This is a genomic window from Mesorhizobium sp. B1-1-1, assembly GCF_006442955.1.
Taxonomy (GTDB): Bacteria; Pseudomonadota; Alphaproteobacteria; order Rhizobiales; family Rhizobiaceae; genus Mesorhizobium.
Window position 1 is genome coordinate 1 of sequence record NZ_VFWW01000011.1, and the last position, 19,999, is coordinate 19,999.

At 64.0% G+C, this 19,999-nt stretch carries 18 protein-coding genes; 9 read left to right on the forward strand and 9 right to left on the reverse strand.

Annotation, left to right across the window (positions count from 1 at the left end; genetic code table 11):
* The 3 genes from FJ986_RS22540 to FJ986_RS22550 all read right to left on the reverse strand — a co-directional run.
* On the reverse strand, positions 1–783 hold a 783-nt coding region (locus tag FJ986_RS22540; protein ID WP_140675709.1), incomplete at its 3' end, for an FAD-binding oxidoreductase.
* On the reverse strand, positions 780–1,202 hold the full coding sequence (locus FJ986_RS22545; protein WP_181181915.1) for a DUF559 domain-containing protein: 423 nt from the start codon (positions 1,200–1,202) through the stop codon (positions 780–782). The genes FJ986_RS22545 and FJ986_RS22540, both read right to left, overlap by 4 nt.
* Before the next feature lie 227 nt (positions 1,203–1,429).
* Positions 1,430–3,007, reverse strand: coding sequence for a trimethylamine methyltransferase family protein (locus tag FJ986_RS22550; protein ID WP_140521093.1), 1,578 nt, complete (start codon positions 3,005–3,007; stop codon positions 1,430–1,432).
* Positions 3,008–3,223: 216 nt separating this feature from the next.
* On the opposite strand from FJ986_RS22550, the gene FJ986_RS22555 reads away from it, so the two are divergent.
* From FJ986_RS22555 to FJ986_RS22585, 6 genes are all read left to right on the forward strand, one after another.
* Positions 3,224–5,113, forward strand: coding sequence for a phospholipase D-like domain-containing protein (locus tag FJ986_RS22555; protein WP_140675713.1), 1,890 nt, complete (start codon positions 3,224–3,226; stop codon positions 5,111–5,113).
* A gap of 165 nt (positions 5,114–5,278) precedes the next feature.
* Positions 5,279–6,454, forward strand: a complete 1,176-nt coding sequence (locus tag FJ986_RS22560; protein WP_140675715.1) for an MFS transporter — start codon at positions 5,279–5,281, stop codon at positions 6,452–6,454.
* A gap of 94 nt (positions 6,455–6,548) precedes the next feature.
* Positions 6,549–7,709 (forward strand): MFS transporter, encoded by a 1,161-nt coding sequence (locus FJ986_RS22565; protein WP_140555058.1) that lies wholly within the window; start codon positions 6,549–6,551, stop codon positions 7,707–7,709.
* A 104-nt stretch (positions 7,710–7,813) separates the two neighbouring features.
* Positions 7,814–9,874 (forward strand): prolyl oligopeptidase family protein, encoded by a 2,061-nt coding sequence (locus tag FJ986_RS22570; RefSeq protein ID WP_140675717.1) that lies wholly within the window; start codon positions 7,814–7,816, stop codon positions 9,872–9,874.
* 257 nt (positions 9,875–10,131) lie between these two features.
* Complete coding sequence (locus tag FJ986_RS22580; RefSeq protein WP_140559631.1) at positions 10,132–11,511, forward strand: aspartate aminotransferase family protein; 1,380 nt, start codon at positions 10,132–10,134, stop codon at positions 11,509–11,511.
* Positions 11,512–11,633: 122 nt separating this feature from the next.
* A complete protein-coding gene (locus FJ986_RS22585) occupies positions 11,634–12,278 on the forward strand; it encodes a cytochrome c oxidase assembly factor Coa1 family protein (RefSeq protein ID WP_140675719.1) in 645 nt (214 codons plus the stop codon).
* A gap of 271 nt (positions 12,279–12,549) precedes the next feature.
* On the opposite strand, the gene mmsB is transcribed toward FJ986_RS22585, so the two are convergent.
* Complete coding sequence (mmsB, locus tag FJ986_RS22590; protein WP_140564136.1) at positions 12,550–13,434, reverse strand: 3-hydroxyisobutyrate dehydrogenase; 885 nt, start codon at positions 13,432–13,434, stop codon at positions 12,550–12,552.
* Between the two features lie 26 nt (positions 13,435–13,460).
* Positions 13,461–14,627, reverse strand: a complete 1,167-nt coding sequence (locus FJ986_RS22595) for an isobutyryl-CoA dehydrogenase (protein WP_140495680.1) — start codon at positions 14,625–14,627, stop codon at positions 13,461–13,463.
* Positions 14,628–14,771: 144 nt separating this feature from the next.
* Between FJ986_RS22595 and FJ986_RS22600 the strand changes: the two genes are divergently transcribed.
* Positions 14,772–15,386: a dimethylsulfonioproprionate lyase family protein gene (locus FJ986_RS22600; RefSeq protein ID WP_140517255.1), complete on the forward strand. Its 615-nt coding sequence runs from the start codon at positions 14,772–14,774 to the stop codon at positions 15,384–15,386.
* Positions 15,387–15,389: 3 nt separating this feature from the next.
* The gene (locus FJ986_RS22605; RefSeq protein ID WP_140675721.1) at positions 15,390–16,865 is read left to right on the forward strand and encodes a cobyric acid synthase; all 1,476 of its coding nucleotides are present in this window, start codon (positions 15,390–15,392) and stop codon (positions 16,863–16,865) included.
* On the opposite strand, the gene FJ986_RS22610 is transcribed toward FJ986_RS22605, so the two are convergent.
* The 4 genes from FJ986_RS22610 to FJ986_RS22620 form a co-directional block, all read right to left on the reverse strand.
* Positions 16,866–17,282, reverse strand: a complete 417-nt coding sequence (locus tag FJ986_RS22610; RefSeq protein WP_140675723.1) for a VOC family protein — start codon at positions 17,280–17,282, stop codon at positions 16,866–16,868.
* Between the two features lie 85 nt (positions 17,283–17,367).
* Positions 17,368–18,207: an AraC family transcriptional regulator gene (locus FJ986_RS22615; RefSeq protein ID WP_140675725.1), complete on the reverse strand. Its 840-nt coding sequence runs from the start codon at positions 18,205–18,207 to the stop codon at positions 17,368–17,370.
* Positions 18,208–18,291: 84 nt separating this feature from the next.
* Complete coding sequence (locus FJ986_RS30540) at positions 18,292–18,459, reverse strand: hypothetical protein (RefSeq protein ID WP_181169595.1); 168 nt, start codon at positions 18,457–18,459, stop codon at positions 18,292–18,294.
* Positions 18,460–18,515: 56 nt separating this feature from the next.
* The gene (locus FJ986_RS22620) at positions 18,516–19,301 is read right to left on the reverse strand and encodes a TSUP family transporter (protein WP_140517245.1); all 786 of its coding nucleotides are present in this window, start codon (positions 19,299–19,301) and stop codon (positions 18,516–18,518) included.
* Between the two features lie 185 nt (positions 19,302–19,486).
* Here FJ986_RS22620 and FJ986_RS22625 point away from each other — a divergent pair, with 185 nt between their 5' ends.
* Positions 19,487–19,918: a TerB family tellurite resistance protein gene (locus tag FJ986_RS22625; protein ID WP_140495687.1), complete on the forward strand. Its 432-nt coding sequence runs from the start codon at positions 19,487–19,489 to the stop codon at positions 19,916–19,918.
* Positions 19,919–19,999 lie beyond the last annotated feature (81 nt).

Sequence of the window (19,999 nt, forward strand, 5' to 3'; positions counted from 1 at the left end):
CTGGCGGGTGTAGATCTCGCCCTTGAAATCCATCACGCCGATCATCTCGCGGCCGGTCGATTTGTTGAATTCCTCGACCTCCGGCATGGGTTCGGTCAGGAGATACATGTGCTCCATGGCGAGCACCGGCAGCTCGAGGCCGACCATGCGGCCGATCTCGCGCGCCCACAGGCCGCCGCAGTTGACGACATGCTCGGCGTGAACCGTGCCTTGTTCGGTGATGACGTTCCAGGTGCCGTCGACCTGCTGCGTCAGTTCGACGACGCGGTTGCGCAGCACGATCTCGGCGCCGAGTTTCTTCGCCGCCTTCGAGTACGCAATCGTGGTGCCGGACGGATCCAGATGGCCTTCGACCGGATCCCACATGGCGCCGACGAAATTCGTCTCGTCCATCAGCGGGAACATCGCCTTGGCCTCGGATGGCGTGATCAGCTCGGTATCCATGCCGAGGTAGCGACCCTTGGCGTGGGCAAGCCGCAGGAAGTCCATGCGCTCGGGCGAATCGGCCATCATCACGCCGCCGGTCAGGTGCAGGGAACAGGACTGGCCGGAAAGCTCCTCGATCTCCTTGTAGAGCTGCACGGTATAGGCCTGCAGCTTGGCGACGTTGGGGTCGCCGTTGAGCGTATGGAAGCCGCCCGCCGCGTGCCAGGACGAGCCGGAAGTGAGCTCCGAACGCTCGATCAGCATGATGTCGGTCCAGCCGGCCTTGGCCAGGTGATAGAGCACCGAGCAGCCGACGACGCCGCCGCCGATGACAACCGCTTTTACATGGGATTTCATGAAGCTAGGTCCGTTTTTGAAGAGATTGAATCGGGTGAGTGCGGTATGAAAACAAAGCGGAGGTCGGATGCAGCGATGTTTTCGACCAGCCTGTCGTCGAGCGCGGCGAGGATGGTTTCGCACACGGGAGTACGGTGTTTCAGGACGTCATAGCTCCAGAGGCGCAGGATCGAGTAGCCTTGGGCGCGCATGAAATCGTCACGGCGGCGGTCGTAGGAACTGTCGGCGTGCTGTGAGCCGTCGAGCTCGACGATCAGCCATTTTTCGCGGCAACAGAAGTCGGCGTAGTATGGTCCGATAGAGAACTGGCGTGTGAACTTGTAGCCACCAAGTCTGCGGGCTTTTAGCTCGAGCCAAAGCAGTGCTTCGGCTTGATTGTTGCCTTGCCTCAGCTTTCGCGCGCGTTGAGTGGTGCCCATCTTGCGGCGACTGCGGGTTTCACGAGCGGCTTCCCCCACTCCGTCTCGGCTTCGCCGAGCCACCTCTCCCCCCTCCGGAGGGAGAGGAAGGGAGCCAGCCTGGCCAAGCCCGCGCCCTTCCTCTTCCCCGTCGATCGGGGGAGAGGTGTCGAGCGTAGCTCGACGGAGTGGGGGTCGACCGTTCATCGAATCCATACGCGTGATCAGTTCATCGACAACGCAGACGATCAAAAATCGGTCGGGGCGCCGCCTTCGGCGCGGCGCTTCTGGACGAAGGCGTTGAGTTCTTCGCGGATCGCCGGGTCCATGTAGGGCTCGTCATAGGAGGCCAGCCGCTCCTTCCACACCTTGTTGGCCTTTTCGAGCGCCGTCGGCGAGCCGGCTTCGGCCCAGGTCTCGAAATTGCGCCAGTCGGACAGGATCGGCGAGTAGAAGGCCGTCTTGTAGCGATCCTGCGTGTGCTGTGTGCCGAAGAAGTGGCCACCGGGGCCGACCGACTGGATGGCGTCGAAGCCAAGCGCCTGTTCGGACAGGTCGAGCGGGGTCAAGAATTCCGCCACCATCTGCAACAGGTCGATGTCGAGGATGGTCTTCTCGTAGGAGCAGCGCAGGCCGCCTTCGAGCCAGCCGGCGGCGTGCATCATCAAATTGCCGCCGCCCTGAATGGCGCCCCACAGCGAGAACACGCTTTCATAGGCGGCCTGTGCGTCGACCGTGTTGGCGGCGCAAGTGTTGGAGGTGCGGTAGGGGATGTTGTAGCGGCGGGCGAGCTGGCCGCCGACGAGCTGCGCCTTCATGTATTCGGGCGTGCCGAAGGCGGGCGCACCGGACTTCATGTCGACATTGGAGGTGAAGCCGCCATAACCGACCGGCGCCCCCTTCCTGACCATCTGGGCAAACGCGATGCCGGACAACGCCTCGGCGTTCTGCTGCACCAGCGCGCCGGCAATGGTCACCGGCGCCATGGCGCCCGACAGGGTGAAGGGCGTGACGATGACGACCTGGCCCTTGCTAGACATCTGGATGATGCCTTCCATCATCGGCACGTCGAGTTTCAGCGGCGAATTGGTGTTGATGATGGTGAAGACGGACGGTTCTTCGAGCAGCTGCTCGTGGCTGATGCCGCGCGCGATACGGGTGATCTCGATGCCGTCGACATTTCGCTCCTTGCCGAGCGAATAGATGTGGAACACCTTGTCGGTCAGCGTGGCGAGGTCGCGGATGCATTCGAGGTGGCGGACGGAGGGGTGGATGTCGATCGGCTCGACCGGATAGCCGCCCGTGCAGTTCAGTATGTTGTGCATCTGCGCCAGGCGCAGGAAATTGCGATAGTCCTGCTGGTTGCCGGGCCGGCGGCCACGATCGATGTCCGAGCAATTGGGCGCCGAGGCCATCATCGAGATGATCAGATTGTCGCCGCCGAAGCGCACATTGTGCGCGGGGTTGCGGGCATGGATGGTGAATTCAGGTGGGCAGTGCGACACCAGATCGAGGATCATGTCGCTGTCGAAGCGCACGCGCTCGCTGCCTTCGCGCACGTCGGCGCCATGTTCCTTCATGATGCGGCGGGCTTCGTCATGCAGGACGTCGACACCGATCTCCTTCAGCACCCGCAGCGAGGCCAGGTGGATCGATTCCAGCTCGTCGTCGGAAACCAGCTTGGTCGGCTGGAGCGGGATTTTCAGCTGGCGGAACGGCGGCTGCTCGAACGCGGCCGAGCCGCCTGCGCGTTTTCCGGCGCGGCCGCCGCGGCGGGCACGATCGGTTGCCAATGCCGGTTCGGCGGGTTGAAGGGCGGCGGTCATGAGGGGCCTCGTACGATGCGAAAGTGGGCGGCATAATGGACCGGCGGCTGTCCGGCCATTGCGGAGGCGGCGACCACTAGAGCGAGGGAAGCGACATGCCGGAACGGCAGCTGCGTGGTCCCGAGGCGGGCCCGCGGATAAGGGGGCGCCATTCGTTGCAGTGTCGTCTTTTGCTTCTGATAAACTTGTGCGTCGAATATCTCCGGAGGGAGAGCCATGCCTGACGTCGTCAAAGTGCGTGCCGCCACCAACAACGAAGTCGCGTTCCTCTCCTGGGACCTCGACGGGATGATCCCGGGCTGCCTGGGCTTCGAGATCGTTCGCCTCTATCCCGACACCGGCGAGGAGCGTTGCCTGGCTTCCTGGGTGCCCTTCAAGGGACAGCGCAACAAGGATTGGATCCCCCAGGATACCGGCGTCTGGCCGGTGCAGAAGACATTCTGGCGCGATCTCACTGTCCGGCGGCGCCGCGACAGCCTGGATGTCAGGCCAGACGGCCAAATGATCGCCTACCGGGTGCGTCCGGTCGGCGACATGAAGGCCGGGCTCGATCCCGTGCCGGTGCGCCCGGAAAAGACCTATACCGGTCCAGCGCGGCCGCTGGGCTATCTCGGCCGGGGCGCGGTCAGTCCGCCGATCTTCCTCGGCCAGATGTTCGGCAAGGCGCGCGTCGCCTTCACGAATGGCGTGCTGTCGACGCAATGGATGTCGCGCGCGCTGGCCGAGGCCGGCATCAAGGTCGGGCAGCGCGATAAGATCAGGGCTGTGCTGCAGGACCCGACCAGCAAGATACGCGCCTACCTGCATGGCGACGTGCCTGATGTGCTGACCAGCCTGCTGAAGCGGGCCAAGGCCGAGGGCGGCACGGTCAGGCTTGCGCTCTACGAGCTTGGCGACGACGAACTGTGCGACGCAATCATTGCCGCCAAGGATGTCGTGGAGGTCATTCTTTCCAACTCGGGCAGGGATGACCAGACGAAGGCCTGGGACGCTGGCAACGCGCCTTACAGGAAGCGGCTGCACGACGCAGGCGTCGCGGTGACGGATCGCCTGTTCAACAACAACCATATCGGCCACAACAAGTTCGCCGTCTATCGCGATGCCCAGGGCAAGCCGCAATCGGTGATGACGGGCAGCACCAACTGGACCTCGACGGGCATTTGCGGGCAATCCAACAACGCCTTCATCCGCGACGACCCGGCGATGGCCGAGATATTCGACGCCTACTGGCAGCGCATGAAGGCCGACCTGTTCCCGCCGCCGGCCACGGAAAGCGCCGCCGGCCATGTCGCGCAGACGCAAGGCGTGCCGTTTCGCAGGGAGAACCACAGGTCAAACCCGCTCAACGGCGCCACGGCGGCGCTGGACGGCATGACGGTGTGGTTCTCGCCCAATGATCCCGAGCGCAACAAGAAGGACATCTCGGTGCGGCCGGTCGATCTCGAGGACCTCTTCGCCCGCATCAAGGCAGCCAAGCGTGCCGTGCTGTTCCTGGTGTTCAATCCTTCGCGGCTCGGCGACAATTCGATCGTCGACCAGGCGGTGGCGGCGGCAAGGGCCGATCCGAAGCTGATCGTGCAAGGGGCGATCAGCGATGAGACCGCCATGCCCAACTATGTCGCGTCGACCAAGGATCCGGTCACCCATAAGTCGAACAGGGACGGCAAGTCGCCCTTCGTCTATCCGGAGAAGGTCTGGGAGGCGCCGAACGTTTCCATCGTGCGGGCGGCAAACCTGACCGGCGCCACGATCGCCCGCGATTTCCAGGCGGAGGTGCTGACCGTCGGCCATGCCATCGTGCACGACAAGATCGTCATCATCGATCCGATGGAGGACAACGCAACGGTCGTCACCGGCAGTCACAATCTCGGCTACAAGGCTTCCTACGAGAACGACGAGAACATGGTGATCGTCGAAGGCGACAAGACCTTCGCCGCGGCCTATGCCGTGCATATGCTCGACGTGTTCGACCACTACAAGTTCCGCGCCTGGCGCAGGACCATCGGCAAGGGACCTTCGGATGACGATGGGCTCTCCATCGACGACAAGTGGCTGAAGCCTTACGCGCAAGGCAGGAAAGGCGCGATCGCACGGTATTTTCCATAGTGCTGCCGGCGGGTGCCAACGGCTTTTGACGCGAGCCTTCCGGTGCACGGCGCCGGCCGTTGGCGCAAGCGGATTTCGCTGTCCGGCCCTTCCTTTCCCGTGATCGAACCGGTAGCTGATGGCTTGCCGATCCGCAGGTCGGCGATTCACTCATGGAACGGCAGCATGGTCGCGACCGGCTCGAGCCAAGGCGAAGCGGCAACGCAGTGGGCAGCGCTCGCCGGCGTCACCGCAGCGCTGGCGATGTTCGGCGCCGCGCAAGGGCTGAGCTCGCCGCTGTTCACGCTGCTGATGCAGAAGCAAGGCATGTCGCCGGGCCTGATCGGCCTGTCGGCGGCGATGATGCCGGTTGGCTTGATCCTGTCTGCCTCGTTCGTGCCCGCTGCCGTGCGGTTGGTCGGCGCCCGCACGCTCGCCGTCGGCTGCTCGCTGATCGGTGCGCTGTGCTTCCTGGGTATCGGCTATCTGCAGGACTGGGTGGCGTGGTTCCTCCTCCGTTTCCTCATCGGCGTGGTCATCAACCCGCTCTATATCCTCGGCGAGGTGTGGGCGCTGTCGCTGGCGCCGCCGGCGCGGCGCGGCCGGGTGATGGGCGTGTTCAACACGCTGATGGGGGCCGGCTACGCGGCCGGGCCTTTCACACTGACCCTGCTCGGCACGTCCGGCTGGGCTCCCTTCAGCGTCGGCATTGGCGGGTTCGTGCTCTGCGCCGTCATTCTGCGCCTTGTCTCCTCAAAGCTCACCGGTTTCGAGGATGACGGCCAGCCAGCCGGCAGCTTTATCGGTTTTGCCCGGCTGGCGCCGGCGCTGCTGCTGGCGGTGCTGGTCTCGGCAGCGGTCCAGCAAAGCACCTATGCGCTGGTTCCGGTCTTCGGCGCCGGCTATGGCTTGCCGGAAGCCGTGCTCGCCGCTCTGGTGATGGCGTTATCCCTGGGCAATATCCTGCTGCAGATCCCGCTCGGCCTGCTCGCCGAATGCTTCGGCGGCCGCCCCATGATCCTGGCCTGTGCGGTGGCGACCACCGTTTGCGCGCTTCTGCTGCCGCTGCTGATCACGACGCCGCTGATCTGGGCGGTGCTGCTGGTGATGGGAGCGGTCGGCTATGGCGTCTACACGATGGCGTTGGTGGAACTCGGCAGCCGCTTCAAGGGCTCGCTGCTGGTCACCGGCAACGCCGCTTTCGCCTTGTTGTGGGGCGTTGGCGGCATTGTCGGTCCGCCCAGCGCCGGTCTGCTGATGCAGGCGATCGGGCCTTTGGGATTGCCGGCGGTGATCGTCGGCCTGGACGCGCTGCTGGTCGCCTTCGTGCTCTACAGATCGGCCAGCCGCAGAGGCTCCTGACAGGGTTTGGCCGGAACAAGCGTGGGTTCGGACTTTGGGGCTTACGGCTGTCGGGTCGAAACGCTAAGCCTGCAGCCGAGAGGCGATGTGGATCATGGACCGGGTGGAACCGAAGCGCGACGATACGATGCAGTGGGCAGCGATCACCGGTGTGATCGCGACCGTGTCGGTGTTCGCCATCGCGCAGGGACTGTCCTATCCGCTCTTGAGCTTCATCCTGCAGCGGCAGGGCGTTTCGCCTGTCATGATCGGCCTGTCGGCGGCGATGACGCCGATTGGCTTCATCGTCTCGTCGCCGCTCATCCCGTCACTGGCGCGGCGGTTCGGGGCAGGGCGTACGGCGCTGACCTGCGCGGCGCTTTCGGCGGTCGTGCTGGCGCTGATCGGCTGGACACAGAACGTCTATCTCTGGTTTCCGCTGCGGTTCCTGATCGGCGCGGTGACCAATCCGCTCTATGTCTTAAGCGAAATCTGGGTGATCGCGCTGGCGCCGCCGGCCCGGCGCGGCCGCATCATGGGCGTCTATTCCACGATCATCTCGGCCGGCTTCGCCGCCGGGCCGCTTTGCCTGCTGGCCGTCGGTACGGAGGGCTGGCCGCCATTCCTGGTCGGCATTTCCGCTTTCATCTTCTGCGGCGGGTGCCTCGCCCTGGTGGTCGGGCGCCTGCCTAAGGTCGACGAAGCCGGGCATCGGCTTTCGGTGATGGGCTTCATGCCGCTCGCCTGGCTGCTTTTGTCGGCAGTAATCGTGGCTGCCGGCTTCGAGCAGGCGGTGCTGGCGCTGCTGCCCGTCTACGGCACGCATTATGGCATCGCCGAGAACCGCATGTCGGCGCTGTTGTCGACGATGATCGCCGGCAACATCGCCATGCAGGTGCCGCTCGGCCTGCTGGCCGAGCGGCTGACGGCGCGCCTGGTGCGGTTCATCTGCCTGGTGCTGACGCTGCTCGGCTGTCTGCTGCTGCCGCTGTTGATCGAAACGCCGCTGGTCTGGCCGATGATCTTCGTCTGGGGCGCGGTGTCCTACGGCATTTATACGATGGCGATCATCGAACTCGGCGAGCGTTTCAGCGGCTCGGCGCTAATTGCAGGCAATGCCGCTTTCTCCCTGATGTGGGGCGTCGGCGGCATCCTCGTTCCGCCGCTTGCGGGCGGCGTGATGGACGGGATCGGCGCGAGCGGCCTGCCGGTGACGCTCGGCGCGATCTGCCTGGCGCTGGCGGCTGCGACTGTCATCCGGCGGCGGATCGTGTGACGGCCTGAAGCGATCTGCCGCGATGACGCGGCTTCAACACCTTGAATCCGGCGCCCTTTGACGCGATGTAGGCAGGGCCGCCCCCCGACTTCCCGGAGACCCGCATGACCATTTCGACGACAAAGCCTGGCTTGGCGACCGATGATCCCTTTCTTTGGCTGGAGGAAAGGACGAGCAAGGAGGCGCTCGACTGGGTACATCGCCAGAACGAAGTCACGGTGGCGCAATTGCAGGGTGATCCGTCCTACCAGGCGTCGTTCGAAACCGCGCTCGATCTGATGACCGCCGAGGACAACATAGCCGTCGGCTCCGCGCTCAACGGCTACGTCTATAATTTCTGGCAGGACAAGAGCAATGTGTTGGGCCTGTGGCGCCGCACGACGGTGGCTTCCTACAAGACCGACAGACCGGACTGGGAAACCATCATCGACTTCGACCAGCTCGCGGCGAAGGAGGGAGTGAAGTGGGTGTTCGGCGGCGCCAGCCGGCTCTACCCCGATTTCAACCGCTGCCTGGTTTCGATGTCGCCTGATGGCGGTGACGCCAGCGAGATGCGCGAATTCGACATCGCCGCCAAATCGTTCGTCGAGGACGGTTTTCGCGCGCCCGCTTCCAAGTCCGGTTTCGGCTGGCTCGACAAGGATATGGTGATCGTCTCGGCAGCCTTCGAAGAGGCCGACAAGACCGAATCCGGCTACCCGCGCGTCGTCAAATTGTGGACGCGCGGCACGGACCTTGAAGACGCGACGCCGATCTTCGAAGCGCAGAAGGAAGACCTCGCCGTCGGCGCCGGCCTGGAGTTCGATGGCGAGAAGCGGCATTTGTTTCTAACGCGGACGCTCAACTTCTTTGCATCGCACAGTTTCCTGCGTCTCCCGTCAGGTGAAAACAGACGCATTCCGTTGCCCGACGACGTTACCGACACGGCGCTTTTCAAGGACCAGATGGTGTTTGGCGTGCGTACGCCTTGGACGGCGCCGGATGGCACGTCCTGCAGGCCGGACGGGCTCTATTCGTTCGATTTCGCGCATTGGATCGAGACCGGCAGTTTCGGCGTCATCGAGACCTTGCTCGCGCCGGCGCATCGCGTGTCCATCGCCACTCTTGCCAGGACGCAGGACCGCCTATTCATCAGCCTGATGGACAATGTGCGCGGCAAGGTTGTGGCCTGCGAACGCAGGGACGGCGCCTGGTCGCTGAAACCGGTCGCGTTGCCGGAAAACGGCACGGTAGGCATCAGCCATGCCGAACATTTCGGCGCCAGCGTCTCCTTCTCTTTCACCGATTTCCTGACGCCGAGCTCGATCATCTGGTCCGACGACAATGGCGAGACGCTCGCCACAGTGAAGTCGCAGCCGTCGCGATTCGATGCTTCGCAGCTCGTCTCGGAACAGTTCGAGGCGCGCTCGAAGGACGGCACGATGATTCCCTATTTCGTCGTCAGGCGGCGTGACCAGAAGGGCCCGGTGCCGACGCTGCTCTACGGCTATGGCGGCTTCGAAGTGCCTTTGCTGCCTGGCTATGCCGGCGTGCGCGGCAGGCTGTGGCTGGAGAAGGGCAATGCCTATGTGCAGGCCTGCATCCGCGGCGGGGGCGAGTTCGGCCCGGCCTGGCACCAGGCAGCGCTCAAGGGCAACCGGCAGAACGCTTTCGACGATTTCGCGGCGGTCGCGCAGGATGTCGTCAGGCGCGGCATTGCGACAGCTGCCTCGCTCGGCATCCAGGGCGGCTCGAATGGCGGCCTGCTGACGGGCGTCTCGTTGACGCAGCATCCTGAGCTGTTCGGCGCCGTCATCATCGAGGTGCCGCTGCTCGACATGCTGCGCTACACCGAATTGCCGCCCGGCGCTTCGTGGATGGCCGAATATGGCGATCCGTCGAAGCCGGAAGATGCGACCTGGCTGGCCGCCTACTCGCCTTACCAGCATGTCGAGGCCGGTGCCTATCCGCCGGTGCTGCTCACCACCTCGACCGCCGACGACCGGGTGCATCCCGGCCATGCGCGCAAGATGGCCGCCCGCCTGCAGGAGGCCGGCCACGCCGGGACGCTCTTCTTCGAAGAGACCGAGGGCGGCCATGGCGGCCGCGGCGACCGCCGGCCGCAGGCGGCACAGGCCGCGATGAAGTACGTTTTCCTGCAGAGGACGCTGGGCGGGAAGGGCTGAACCGAAAGCCTTCGGACCGGAGCGAAGGGTGGTTCACCTCGAACCTTCTTTGCTCTAAGGTGCCTTCATGGCTCCCGTGGTGACATTGGCCGGCCTTTTCGGGGTTCGGGCATTTGGGGGCGCGGTGACGCCGTCGCTGCGCACGTTGCGCGCCGAGCTTTTGCGGCTTTGCGCCCGCATAGGTTATTCGCCACCCGCTATCCTCTGAAGAATCCGCCCCGGCGCAGCCGGATTGGTTCCAGAGGAAGATCAGATCCATGACCTATCAAAATTATTCGCTGAAGCAGCTTCAGCAGATCGACGCCGCGCATCATCTGCATCCGTTCACCGACCATAGGGAATTGCGCGAGGCCGGATCGCGCATCATCACCCACGCCAACGGTCCCTTCATCTACGATTCCGAAGGGACGGAACTGCTCGACGGCATGGCGGGGCTGTGGTGCGTCAATATCGGCTATGGCCGCGACGAGCTCGCCGAGGCTGCCTATGCGCAGATGAAGGAGCTGCCTTACTACAATTCCTTCTTCAAATGCTCGACGCCGACGCCTGTGCTTCTGTCGAAGAAGCTGGCGGAGATCGCGCCGAAGAATGTCAACCAGGTGTTCTATGGCTCGTCCGGCTCGGAAGCCAACGACACTGCGCTCAGGCTCGTGCGCCACTATTGGGTGCTCGAAGGCAAGCCGCAGAAGAACCGCGTCATCTCGCGCAAGATGGCCTATCACGGCTCGACCATCGCCGGCACGTCGCTCGGCGGCATGGACGCCATGCACAAGCAGCTCAACGGAGAGGTGCCCAACATCGTCCATGTGATGACGCCGTACGCCTATGAGCTGTCGCTGCCGGGCGAGAGCGATCATGATTTCGGCCTGCGCGCGGCAAAGGCGGTCGAGGACGCCATCCTCGAAGCCGGCGCCGACAAGGTCGCCGCCTTCATTGGCGAGCCGGTGATGGGAGCTGGCGGCGTGAAGATACCGCCGGCAAGCTATTGGCCCGAGGTACAGCGCATCTGCCGCAAATACGATGTGCTGCTGATGCTGGACGAGGTCATCACCGGCTATGGCCGCACGGGCGAATGGTTTGCCGCGCAGACGCTTGGCATCCAGGCCGACACCATCACCACCGCCAAGGCGCTGACGTCGGGCTACCAGCCGCTGTCGGCGCTGCTGGTCGGCGATCGCATTGCCTCGACGCTGATCGAGAAGGGCGGCGAGTTCAATCACGGTTATACCTATTCCGGCCACCCCGTGGCTTGCGCCGTGGCGCTGAAGAACCTGGAGATCATGGAGCGGGAGGGTCTGGTCGACCGCGTCAGGAGCGACACCGGGCCCTATTTCGCCAAGGCGCTGCAAGAGCGCATCGCCGGGCACGAGCTGGTCGGCGAGGTGCGTTCGATCGGGCTGATGGGTGCGATCGAGATCGTCAAAGACAAGGCGACCAAGGAGCGGTTCCTGCCGGCTGGAAGTGCCGCGGTGACCGTGCGCGACCATGCAATCGCCAACGGCATGATGCTGCGCGCCACCGGCGACACAATGATCCTGTCACCGCCGCTGATCTGGACCCGCGACACGATCGATATGGCCTGCGAGCGTATCGGCAAGGCGCTCGACCTGGCGCAAGCGGATCTGCGCAAACGGTAAAAGAAATGGCCGGGCGTTCGTGATCGAGACGCCCGGCCGCTGGCCCCAGACAGACTGAGGGTTCCGGTCGCCGGCGCTATCGGTTCCAACCCGCCAAGGCAGTTTTGCCGACGGGGAACGCGATGGCCGGACAACCGCTCAACCAGCCCGCCGAAATCCCGGCTGAGCTCGATCGCTGGAATTGGGGCGCCTTCTTCCTCAACTGGATCTGGGGCATCGGCAACTCCACCTTCATCGCCCTGCTGGCGCTGATCCCGATCGTCAACATCGTCATGATCTTCGTGCTCGGCGCGCGCGGCAGCCGCTGGGCATGGCGGAACCGGGTGTGGCGCGATGCCGAGCAGTTCCGCAGAACGCAGCGCAACTGGGCGATCGCCGGTCTTGCCGTCTGGGTGCTTAGTATCGGGGGCTGCGCGACGATGGTCGGTGGCATCCCTTTCATGATCAAAGGCAGTGACGCCTATCACATGACCATGGAGGTCGTTCGCGCCGATACCCGGGTGAAAGCCGCCATCGGCGACGACGTGACCGCCAATTTCTGGGTCGGCGGCCATCTCAACGTCAACGCAAACGGGACGGGTGACGCGCAGTTCAGCATTCCCATCCACGGCACCAAGGGAAAGGGCACGGTGTTTTCGCATCTTGTTCGCAATGCAGGCACGTGGAGCACGCGCCTGCTCGTGGTCGGGGTCGATGGCGCCGATGCCCCGATCGTGCTGACCAATGAAGATCACGTGCCGATCCCGAACGCGGCAATCGGAATATGAGAGATGTCGGATCCTGGAACGCAAAAACCGCGCCCCACCGGGAACGCGGCTTTGCCAGATACGCTTGGCGTTTCGCTACGCAAACACTTGGCGAAACTTACGGGCTCCGGTACGCGAGACCTGATCCGGAGCGCCGGGCGGACGCGATATCCGCCTCGCAGTCCGTTTTATAGGGACATCGTTACCGCGGAGTTATCGAGAGCTTAAGCAAACCTAAATTTTGCGGTTCTCCGGCGGGGCGTACGAAAGAAAGACGAACTTTATCAATCGCTTATTGATTGACGCCGCGCAGAAAATTTATGATCCCGGAAAAATCGGCGCCGGCGTTCCCTTGCGCGTTGAACAGGCCGTAGAGCTGTGTCGCTTCGGCGCCAAGCGGTGTCACCGCGCCCGCGGCTTGTGCGGCTTCCTGCGACAGCTTCAAATCCTTCAGCATGAGCGCGGCGGCGAAGCCGGGCTTGTAGTCGCGGTTGGCGGGCGAGGTCGGCACCGGGCCGGGCACCGGGCAATAGGTGGTCAGCGACCAGCACTGGCCTGAAGAGGTCGAGGCAACGTCGAACAGGGCCTGGTGCGCCAGGCCGAGCTTTTCGGCCAGCACGAAGGCCTCGGCGACGCCGATCATCGAAATGCCGAGAATCATGTTGTTGCAGATCTTGGCCGCCTGGCCGGCGCCGTCGCCGCCGCAATGGACGATGCGCCCGGCCATGGGCTTCAGGATCGGCTCGGCGGCGGCGAAGGCGTCGTCCGAGCCGCCGGCCATGAAAGTCAGCGTGCCGGCGGCGGCACCGCCGGTGCCGCCCGAGACCGGCGCATCGACCGACAGCAGGCCGTGCTTTGCGGCGATGGCATGCGCCTTGCGCGCCGATTCGACGTCGATGGTCGAGGAATCGATGAAAAGCGCGCCCTTCTTTGCCTTGGACGCGATCTCTTCGTAGACCGACAGGACATGCTTGCCGGCGGGCAGCATGGTAATGACAACATCCGCATCTTTCACTGCGGTCAAGGCATTGGCCATGATCGTAACGCCATGTTCTTTGGCGACGGTGAGGTTTTCGGACATTAGGTCGTAACCGTGCACGGCATACCCCGCTTTGACCAGGTTCGCCGCCATTGGATTGCCCATATTCCCAAGGCCGATGAAGGCGATTGTGGTCATTGTGTCTCTCCCGGAGTTTGCACGCTTCAGCGACCGATCAACGCGCGGGCGATGATGACGCGCATGATCTCGTTGGTGCCTTCGAGGATCTGATGCACACGCAGGTCGCGCACCAGTTTCTCGATGCCGTAATCGTGCAGGTAACCGTAGCCGCCGAGCAGCTGCAGCGCATCGTTGGCGACGTTGAAACCGGTGTCGGTGACGAAGCGCTTGGCCATTGCCGACCATTTCGAGGCATCCGGTGCCTTGCGGTCGAGCTTGGAAGCGGCGGCATAAAGAAAGATGCGCGCCGCCTGCAATTCGGTCTCCATGTCGGCCAACTTGAACTGCAAAGCCTGGAACTGGTTGATCTTCGAACCGAAGGCCTTGCGCTCGGCTGTGTAGGACAGCGCCTTGTCGAGAGCCGACTGCGCGCCGCCCAGCGAGCAGGCGGCAATGTTCAGCCGGCCGCCGTCAAGCCCGGCCATGGCGATGCCGAAGCCGGCGCCTTCGCCTGACAAAAGGTTTTCAGCCGGCACCTTGCAATCCTCGAAAATGACCTGGCGGGTCGACTGCATATGCCAGCCCATCTTGTGCTCATTGGCGCCGAAGGAGAGTCCCGGCGCATCTTTCGGCACGACGATGGTGGAAATGCCTTTCGGTCCCTCGGCGCCGGTGCGCACCATGACGGCATAGATATCGCTGTCGCCGGCGCCGGAGATAAACTGCTTGGCGCCGTTCAGCACGTAGTCGCCGCCGCTCTTCACCGCCCGCGTCTTCAGGGCAGCGGCGTCCGAGCCGGAACCCGGCTCGGTCAGGCAATAGCTCGCCAGCCATTCCATGGAGGTGAGCTTCGGCAGGAAGCGCTGGCGCTGGCCGTCGTCGCCGAAACGATCGATCATCGAGGCCACCATATTGTGGATCGAGATGAAGGAGGAAAAGGCCGGGTCGGCGTGGGACAGCGCTTCGAAGATCAGCACGGCGTCGAGCCGGCCGAGCGCGGAGCCGCCGACATCGTCCCTGACATAGATGCCGCCGAGGCCCAGCGGGCCAGTCTCGCGGATCACGTCGGCGGGGAAATGCTTATTGCGGTCCCAGTCTAGCGCATTCGGCGCGACGCGATCGGCGGCGAAGGCCTGAGCCATCTCCTGGATGGCGCGCTGGTCCTCGTTGAGTTCGAACTGACTGGTGCTCGCATCGACCGCGGCGTCCATGGCGTGCTCCCTATATGCTGGCCAGCTGGCTCGCTGGCCTGTCGTTTTTGGCTTTGCGCGCGCACCAATCTAGACCAATGATGCCGCCGCGCAACCCGAGCCGCCGCGGAGCGGCTGTGCGTCAATGCATGTCCGGAGCAAGATGTGACGACAAAATTCGATGAGCTGCTAGAGCGGTTCCACGCCTATCTCGCTTCCGTGGATGACTTCCTGGTGCAGGATGCGGTGGCGCGCATAGGGTGGGATATGCCCGCCCGCGAGCTTGAACCGCACCCACTCGGCTGCCTGCGCCATCTCGATCGCGCCGCCGAATTGACGCCGGCGCGGACCAAGCAGCTGGTGCAATTTCTGGCGCAGGAGCGCGGCGAATTGCGCTGGGGCCAGACCTACGGCGAGTCGGATTTCGGCAAGGCGTTCATCGACAATTATGGCTGGCTCGAAGTATTCGGCACCCGCGGCCACTTCGCCAACGACGAGGTCGCCGCCGGCGTGCTAATCCTTGGGCCTGATATCGTCTATCCCGACCACCATCATGTCGCCGAGGAGATCTATATCCCGCTGACCGGCGGCACCGAGTGGCGCATGGGCGAGGACAGCTTTCACAAGCGAGAGGCCGGCGAGGTCATCCACCACGCTTCTAAGGTCAATCACGCCATGCGCACCGGCAAGGAGCCGTTGCTGGCGCTCTATATCTGGCGCGGCGGGCCGCTGGCGCAGAAATCCACGATCACCGGGACCGCGACGCAGGGCAGGGGCTGAGCCATGGCTAAAGCCATTATGCTGCAAGGCACGGGTTCGGATGTCGGCAAGACCGTGCTGGTCGCAGGGCTGTGCCGCGCCGCAAAAAAGCGTGGGCTGAAGGTGCGTCCGTTCAAGCCGCAGAACATGTCGAACAATGCCGCTGTCGCCGATATTCCCGGCGACAACAGGGCTGGCGGCGGCGAGATCGGCCGCGCGCAATGGCTGCAGGCGATCGCCTGCGGCGTGCCGCCATCGGTTCACATGAACCCCGTGCTGCTCAAGCCGCAGACCGATGTCGGTGCGCAGGTCATCGTGCAAGGCAAGGTGTTCGGCGAGGCGCGGGCGCGCGACTACCAGGCGCTGAAGGGCGGGCTGATGGACGCGGTGCTGGACTCCTGGGGCAAGGTCGGCGAGGGCGCCGATCTCGTCATCGTCGAGGGCGCGGGTTCGCCGGCCGAGATCAACCTCAGAAGCCGCGACATCGCCAATATGGGTTTTGCGACGCGTGCCGATGTGCCTGTCGTGCTGGTCGGCGACATCGATCGCGGCGGCGTCATCGCCTCGGTCGCGGGCACGCATCTGATCCTGCCGGAGGAAGACCGGCGCATGATCGTCGGCTATCTCATCAACAAGTTCCGTGGCGACGTGTCGCTGTTCGACGACGGCATCAAGGCGATCGAAGCGTTCACCGGCTGGCGCTGCTTCGGCGTCGTGCCGTGGCTGAAGGCGGCGGCGCGGCTGCCCTCGGAGGATTCAGTGGTGCTGGAACGGCTTGCCTCCGGGGAGTCGCGTGCGCTGAAGGTGGCGGTGCCGATGCTCGGCCGCATCGCCAATTTCGACGATCTTGACCCGCTCAAGGCCGAGCCGCAGGTGGAAGTGGTGTTCGTGCCGCCTGGAAAGCCGTTGCCGCAGGATGCGGGACTGGTGGTCATTCCCGGCTCGAAGTCGACGATCGGGGACCTGCTGAAATTCCGCGACAATGGTTGGGACCGTGATCTTCTCGCCCATCGCAGGCGCGGCGGCCATGTCGTCGGCATTTGCGGCGGCTTCCAGATGCTTGGCCGCATCGTGCGCGATCCCGACGGCATCGAGGGCAGCGTCACCGAAGCGGAAGGGCTTGGCCTGCTCGACATCGAAACAGTGATGGAACCGGAAAAGACGGTGCGCAACGTCAGCGCCCGCTCGGTGCCGTTCGACCTGCCGCTCGAAGGCTACGAGATCCATCTCGGCCGCACCACCGGCCCGGACATGCTGCGGCCGTCGGCGATCATCAATGGCGCCGAGGACGGTGCGGTCTCGGCGGATGGCAAGGTGGTCGGAACCTACATGCACGGCCTGTTTGGCGCCGACGCCTTTCGAGGGAGGTTCCTCGAAAGCCTCGGCGTCAAGGGCGGCGGCATCGACTATCGCGCCGAGGTCGAGAGGGCTCTCGACGAGGTCGCGGCCCAGTTGGAGAGCCATCTTGACTGCGACGCGATCTTTTCGCTGGCGCGGTAGCTAGCTGCTCTTTTCTCCCGCCTTCGGCCAATAGGTGCCGAAGGACCAGACATTGCCCTCCGGGTCGCGGCAGATGAACTCGCGACTGCCATAGTCGCGGTCGGTCAATTCCTGGAGGATCGTGGCGCCTGCCTTCTTCGCCTTGGCGTAGGCGGCGTCTGCGTCGTCGACGGTGATGTAGATTGACTTGCCGCCGCCTGTGCCGGGTTCGCCAACCATTTTGCCGTAGTCGTCGTCGCGCGCGCTGCCGAGCATGATCATCGAGGAGCCGAAGACCAGTTCGGCATGGTGCACGACATCGCCTTCGCCGTAGCGAGCACGGATGCTGAAGCCGAAGGCTTCGCACAGCCAGCGGATCATTTTTGCGGCGTTCCTGTAACGCAAGGCGGGGTAGAGGCGGGGGGCTTCAGCGGGCATGGCAACTTCCTTCATTCGAGCTCATCGATGAACCCAGTCTGAGCGACAGCCGTTCCGGCGTCTTGAAGAAATGTTACCCGGGACTTCAGGCCTGTGCCGAACGCTCGATCGCGGTCGGTGTCTCGCCGGCAAGGTCGCGGAACTCACGCACCAGATGCGCCTGGTCGGCATAGCCGCAATCGGCCGCGATGTCGGCCCAATCGCAGGCTTGCTGCCTCGACAGGCCAAGCGCGCGGTTGAAGCGGACGATGCGCGACAGCGTTTTCGGGCCGATGCCGGTCGCGTCCGCGAATTTCCCCGCCAGATGCTTGCGGCTCCAGCCCAGCCTGTCGGCCAGTGACGAGACGCGCACGCGGCCGCCGGAGGCGAGGATCCTGTCATAGGCCCAGGCAACCCCGGCCTGCGTTTCCGGCGCATCGGCCAGCCGGGCGGCGACGAACATCTCGACAAGGGCAAAACGTTTGCTCCAGTCCGCCGCGTTGCCAAGCCGCTCGCGCAAGGCGACGCCTTCGATGCCGAGCACATCGTCCAGGCTGACCATGCGGTCGGTCAACCCGCTCATCGGCTGGCCAAAGAATCGGCGTGCGCCAAGCGGGGTGAAATTGACCTGGACGCAGCAGGCGCCGCCGAAGGATTCGATCATCACGGGTCCGGCATAGAGGCCGGCGGCGAAACTGGCGAAGCGATCATTGTCGCCGGGCGGCTTGCCAAGGCCGATGGCGAAAGGTTCGGCGAAGCTGATGACCAGAGGCACGGTAAGGGAGGCATATTCGACATTGCGGTAATGGCCGGGCGCCGTTTCGCGATAACCGCAAATGTCTGACACAATGCCCGCGAGGGCAGGGCTGGGAAGGCGCCGCCGCATCTCGAACCGCCCGGGGACTGACCGGTCCTGTTCCTCCTGACATGGCATCTCGATTGGCATCGACAGGACTCTAGCAGAGCCCGGACCCGAATCAAAAGCGCCCGGCTTTTGGCCGGGCGCTCCGAATTGCCTGAGATTTGAATGTCAGGCGCCGCGCATCAGGCAGCCGCCGGCACGCACGAGGTAAGCAATGGGCACGGTCCACACCGACGCGAGTGGATGAACGAAAGAGGCCGAGGGCGGCGAGAATGCCGATGAGGCGATGACAAGGGAGATGATGAAAACAATCTCGGTAGGTGCGCTGAGATTCATGTGCGGGTCCTCTCCTCGACATGATTCGAACAGCGGCATTCCATCAGGCGCGCGGGTCACACACCAATCAGGACGCGCAGCGGGTTCGCCGGGTCGGCCAGGAGCTTCGCCGCCAGAGCGACGCAGACGATGACAAGCAGCGGCTTGATCAGCCTGGCGCCGATGCGCATGGCCAGGCTGGCGCCGAGGCGGGCGCCGAGGAACTGGGCGACGCCCATCATCAGGCCGATCTTCCAGGAGATGACACCGACCGCGGCGAAGACGACGAAGCCGCCGATGTTGGAGGCGAAGTTGAGCAGCTTGGTGTGGGCCGTCGCCTTGAGTACGCCGTAGCCGGCAAGCGCGACGAAGGCCAGCATGTAGAAGGACCCGGCACCCGGCCCGAACAGGCCGTCGTAAAAGCCGATGGCCGGCACCAGCGTTATCCCGAACAGGAAGGGCGTCATACGTTCGGCGCGGTCAACGTCGGTCATGTTGGGCTTCAGGGCGAAATAGAGCGCGATGGCGATCAGCACCAGCGGCAGAAGCGCCCGCAGCAGATCGCCGGGCACGACCGTTGCCAGCAAGGCGCCGACGGCACCGCCGGCAAGCGCCAGCAGCGCAGAAGGCAGTTGCCGGCGAAGGTCGACATGGCCTTTCGCGGCATAGTGGATGGTCGCAGATCCCGAGCCGAACATGCCCTGCAGCTTGTTGGTTCCCAGCGCCTCGACCGGCGAGAAGCCGGCCAGCAGCAGTGCGGGAATAGTGATCAGCCCACCGCCGCCGGCAATCGAGTCGACAAAGCCCGCGGCAAAACCGGCGAAGGCGAGCATGGCGACGGATTCTAAGGTGAAGTCGATCATCAGGGAGAAATCAAGCCAGAGATGCTCCGGCTTCGATCACGAACACCCCGTTTGCGCAAGACCGATTTCACGCTACTTCTATCCAAGCGCGTCGCGCCTGGATTTCGCGTTGTGCTGTCATTATCCCAAAACCGCTGCGCTTTTTTGGGCTACATGGATTAGAGGAATCGGCAAAGGGGCTCCCGATGGCATTCGAACTGCTCGACCAGATACGCTCGATCTTCGATGGCGACCCCGGGGTGCGCAAGGTGGCGGACGACCCCGTGTTGTCGGCGGAACTTCTGATGCTGTTCCGCATGATCCTGGCTGACGGAACGGTCAGCGAGAGCGAGATGGTTGCCTTCCGGCGCATCTGCAAGGATGCCTTCGGCATTCCGGAAACCAGCATCGACGCCGTCATCGAATATCTCAACGAATTCGGCTACGAAACCAATGGCTCACAGGCCATCGCGCTGTTCCGCGACCTCGATGTCGAGCGGCGCAAGCAACTGGCGCAGCATATGGCCGAGATCGCCAAGGCGGACGCGCAATTGGCCGAGACCGAGGTGCGCCTGCTGCGCCGCACGCTCGACCTGCTCGACATCAGCCCGGTCGACGTGGTGAAATCTGAGCAGTAGGTTGATGGGATCCCAGCCGGGCCGGCTGTCTACGGCAGCCTCCGGCATTTGCGGCCTTTCACTCACACGGCGGATTCGCTT

Bases quoted from the DNA above. Each gene is read 5' to 3' on its own strand.
- FJ986_RS22620 (WP_140517245.1), bottom strand. From the start codon at position 19,301: ATGATCGACTTCACCTTAGAATCCGTCGCCATGCTCGCCTTCGCCGGT.
- FJ986_RS22550 (WP_140521093.1), bottom strand. From the start codon at position 3,007: ATGACCGCCGCCCTTCAACCCGCCGAACCGGCATTGGCAACCGATCGT.
- FJ986_RS22570 (WP_140675717.1), top strand. From the start codon at position 7,814: ATGACCATTTCGACGACAAAGCCTGGCTTGGCGACCGATGATCCCTTT.
- FJ986_RS22555 (WP_140675713.1), top strand. From the start codon at position 3,224: ATGCCTGACGTCGTCAAAGTGCGTGCCGCCACCAACAACGAAGTCGCG.
- FJ986_RS30540 (WP_181169595.1), bottom strand. From the start codon at position 18,459: ATGAATCTCAGCGCACCTACCGAGATTGTTTTCATCATCTCCCTTGTC.
- FJ986_RS22625 (WP_140495687.1), top strand. From the start codon at position 19,487: ATGGCATTCGAACTGCTCGACCAGATACGCTCGATCTTCGATGGCGAC.
- FJ986_RS22610 (WP_140675723.1), bottom strand. From the start codon at position 17,282: ATGCCCGCTGAAGCCCCCCGCCTCTACCCCGCCTTGCGTTACAGGAAC.
- FJ986_RS22595 (WP_140495680.1), bottom strand. From the start codon at position 14,627: ATGGACGCCGCGGTCGATGCGAGCACCAGTCAGTTCGAACTCAACGAG.
- FJ986_RS22565 (WP_140555058.1), top strand. From the start codon at position 6,549: ATGGACCGGGTGGAACCGAAGCGCGACGATACGATGCAGTGGGCAGCG.
- FJ986_RS22615 (WP_140675725.1), bottom strand. From the start codon at position 18,207: ATGCCAATCGAGATGCCATGTCAGGAGGAACAGGACCGGTCAGTCCCC.
- mmsB (WP_140564136.1), bottom strand. From the start codon at position 13,434: ATGACCACAATCGCCTTCATCGGCCTTGGGAATATGGGCAATCCAATG.
- FJ986_RS22545 (WP_181181915.1), bottom strand. From the start codon at position 1,202: ATGGGCACCACTCAACGCGCGCGAAAGCTGAGGCAAGGCAACAATCAA.
- FJ986_RS22580 (WP_140559631.1), top strand. From the start codon at position 10,132: ATGACCTATCAAAATTATTCGCTGAAGCAGCTTCAGCAGATCGACGCC.
- FJ986_RS22605 (WP_140675721.1), top strand. From the start codon at position 15,390: ATGGCTAAAGCCATTATGCTGCAAGGCACGGGTTCGGATGTCGGCAAG.
- FJ986_RS22585 (WP_140675719.1), top strand. From the start codon at position 11,634: ATGGCCGGACAACCGCTCAACCAGCCCGCCGAAATCCCGGCTGAGCTC.
- FJ986_RS22560 (WP_140675715.1), top strand. From the start codon at position 5,279: ATGGTCGCGACCGGCTCGAGCCAAGGCGAAGCGGCAACGCAGTGGGCA.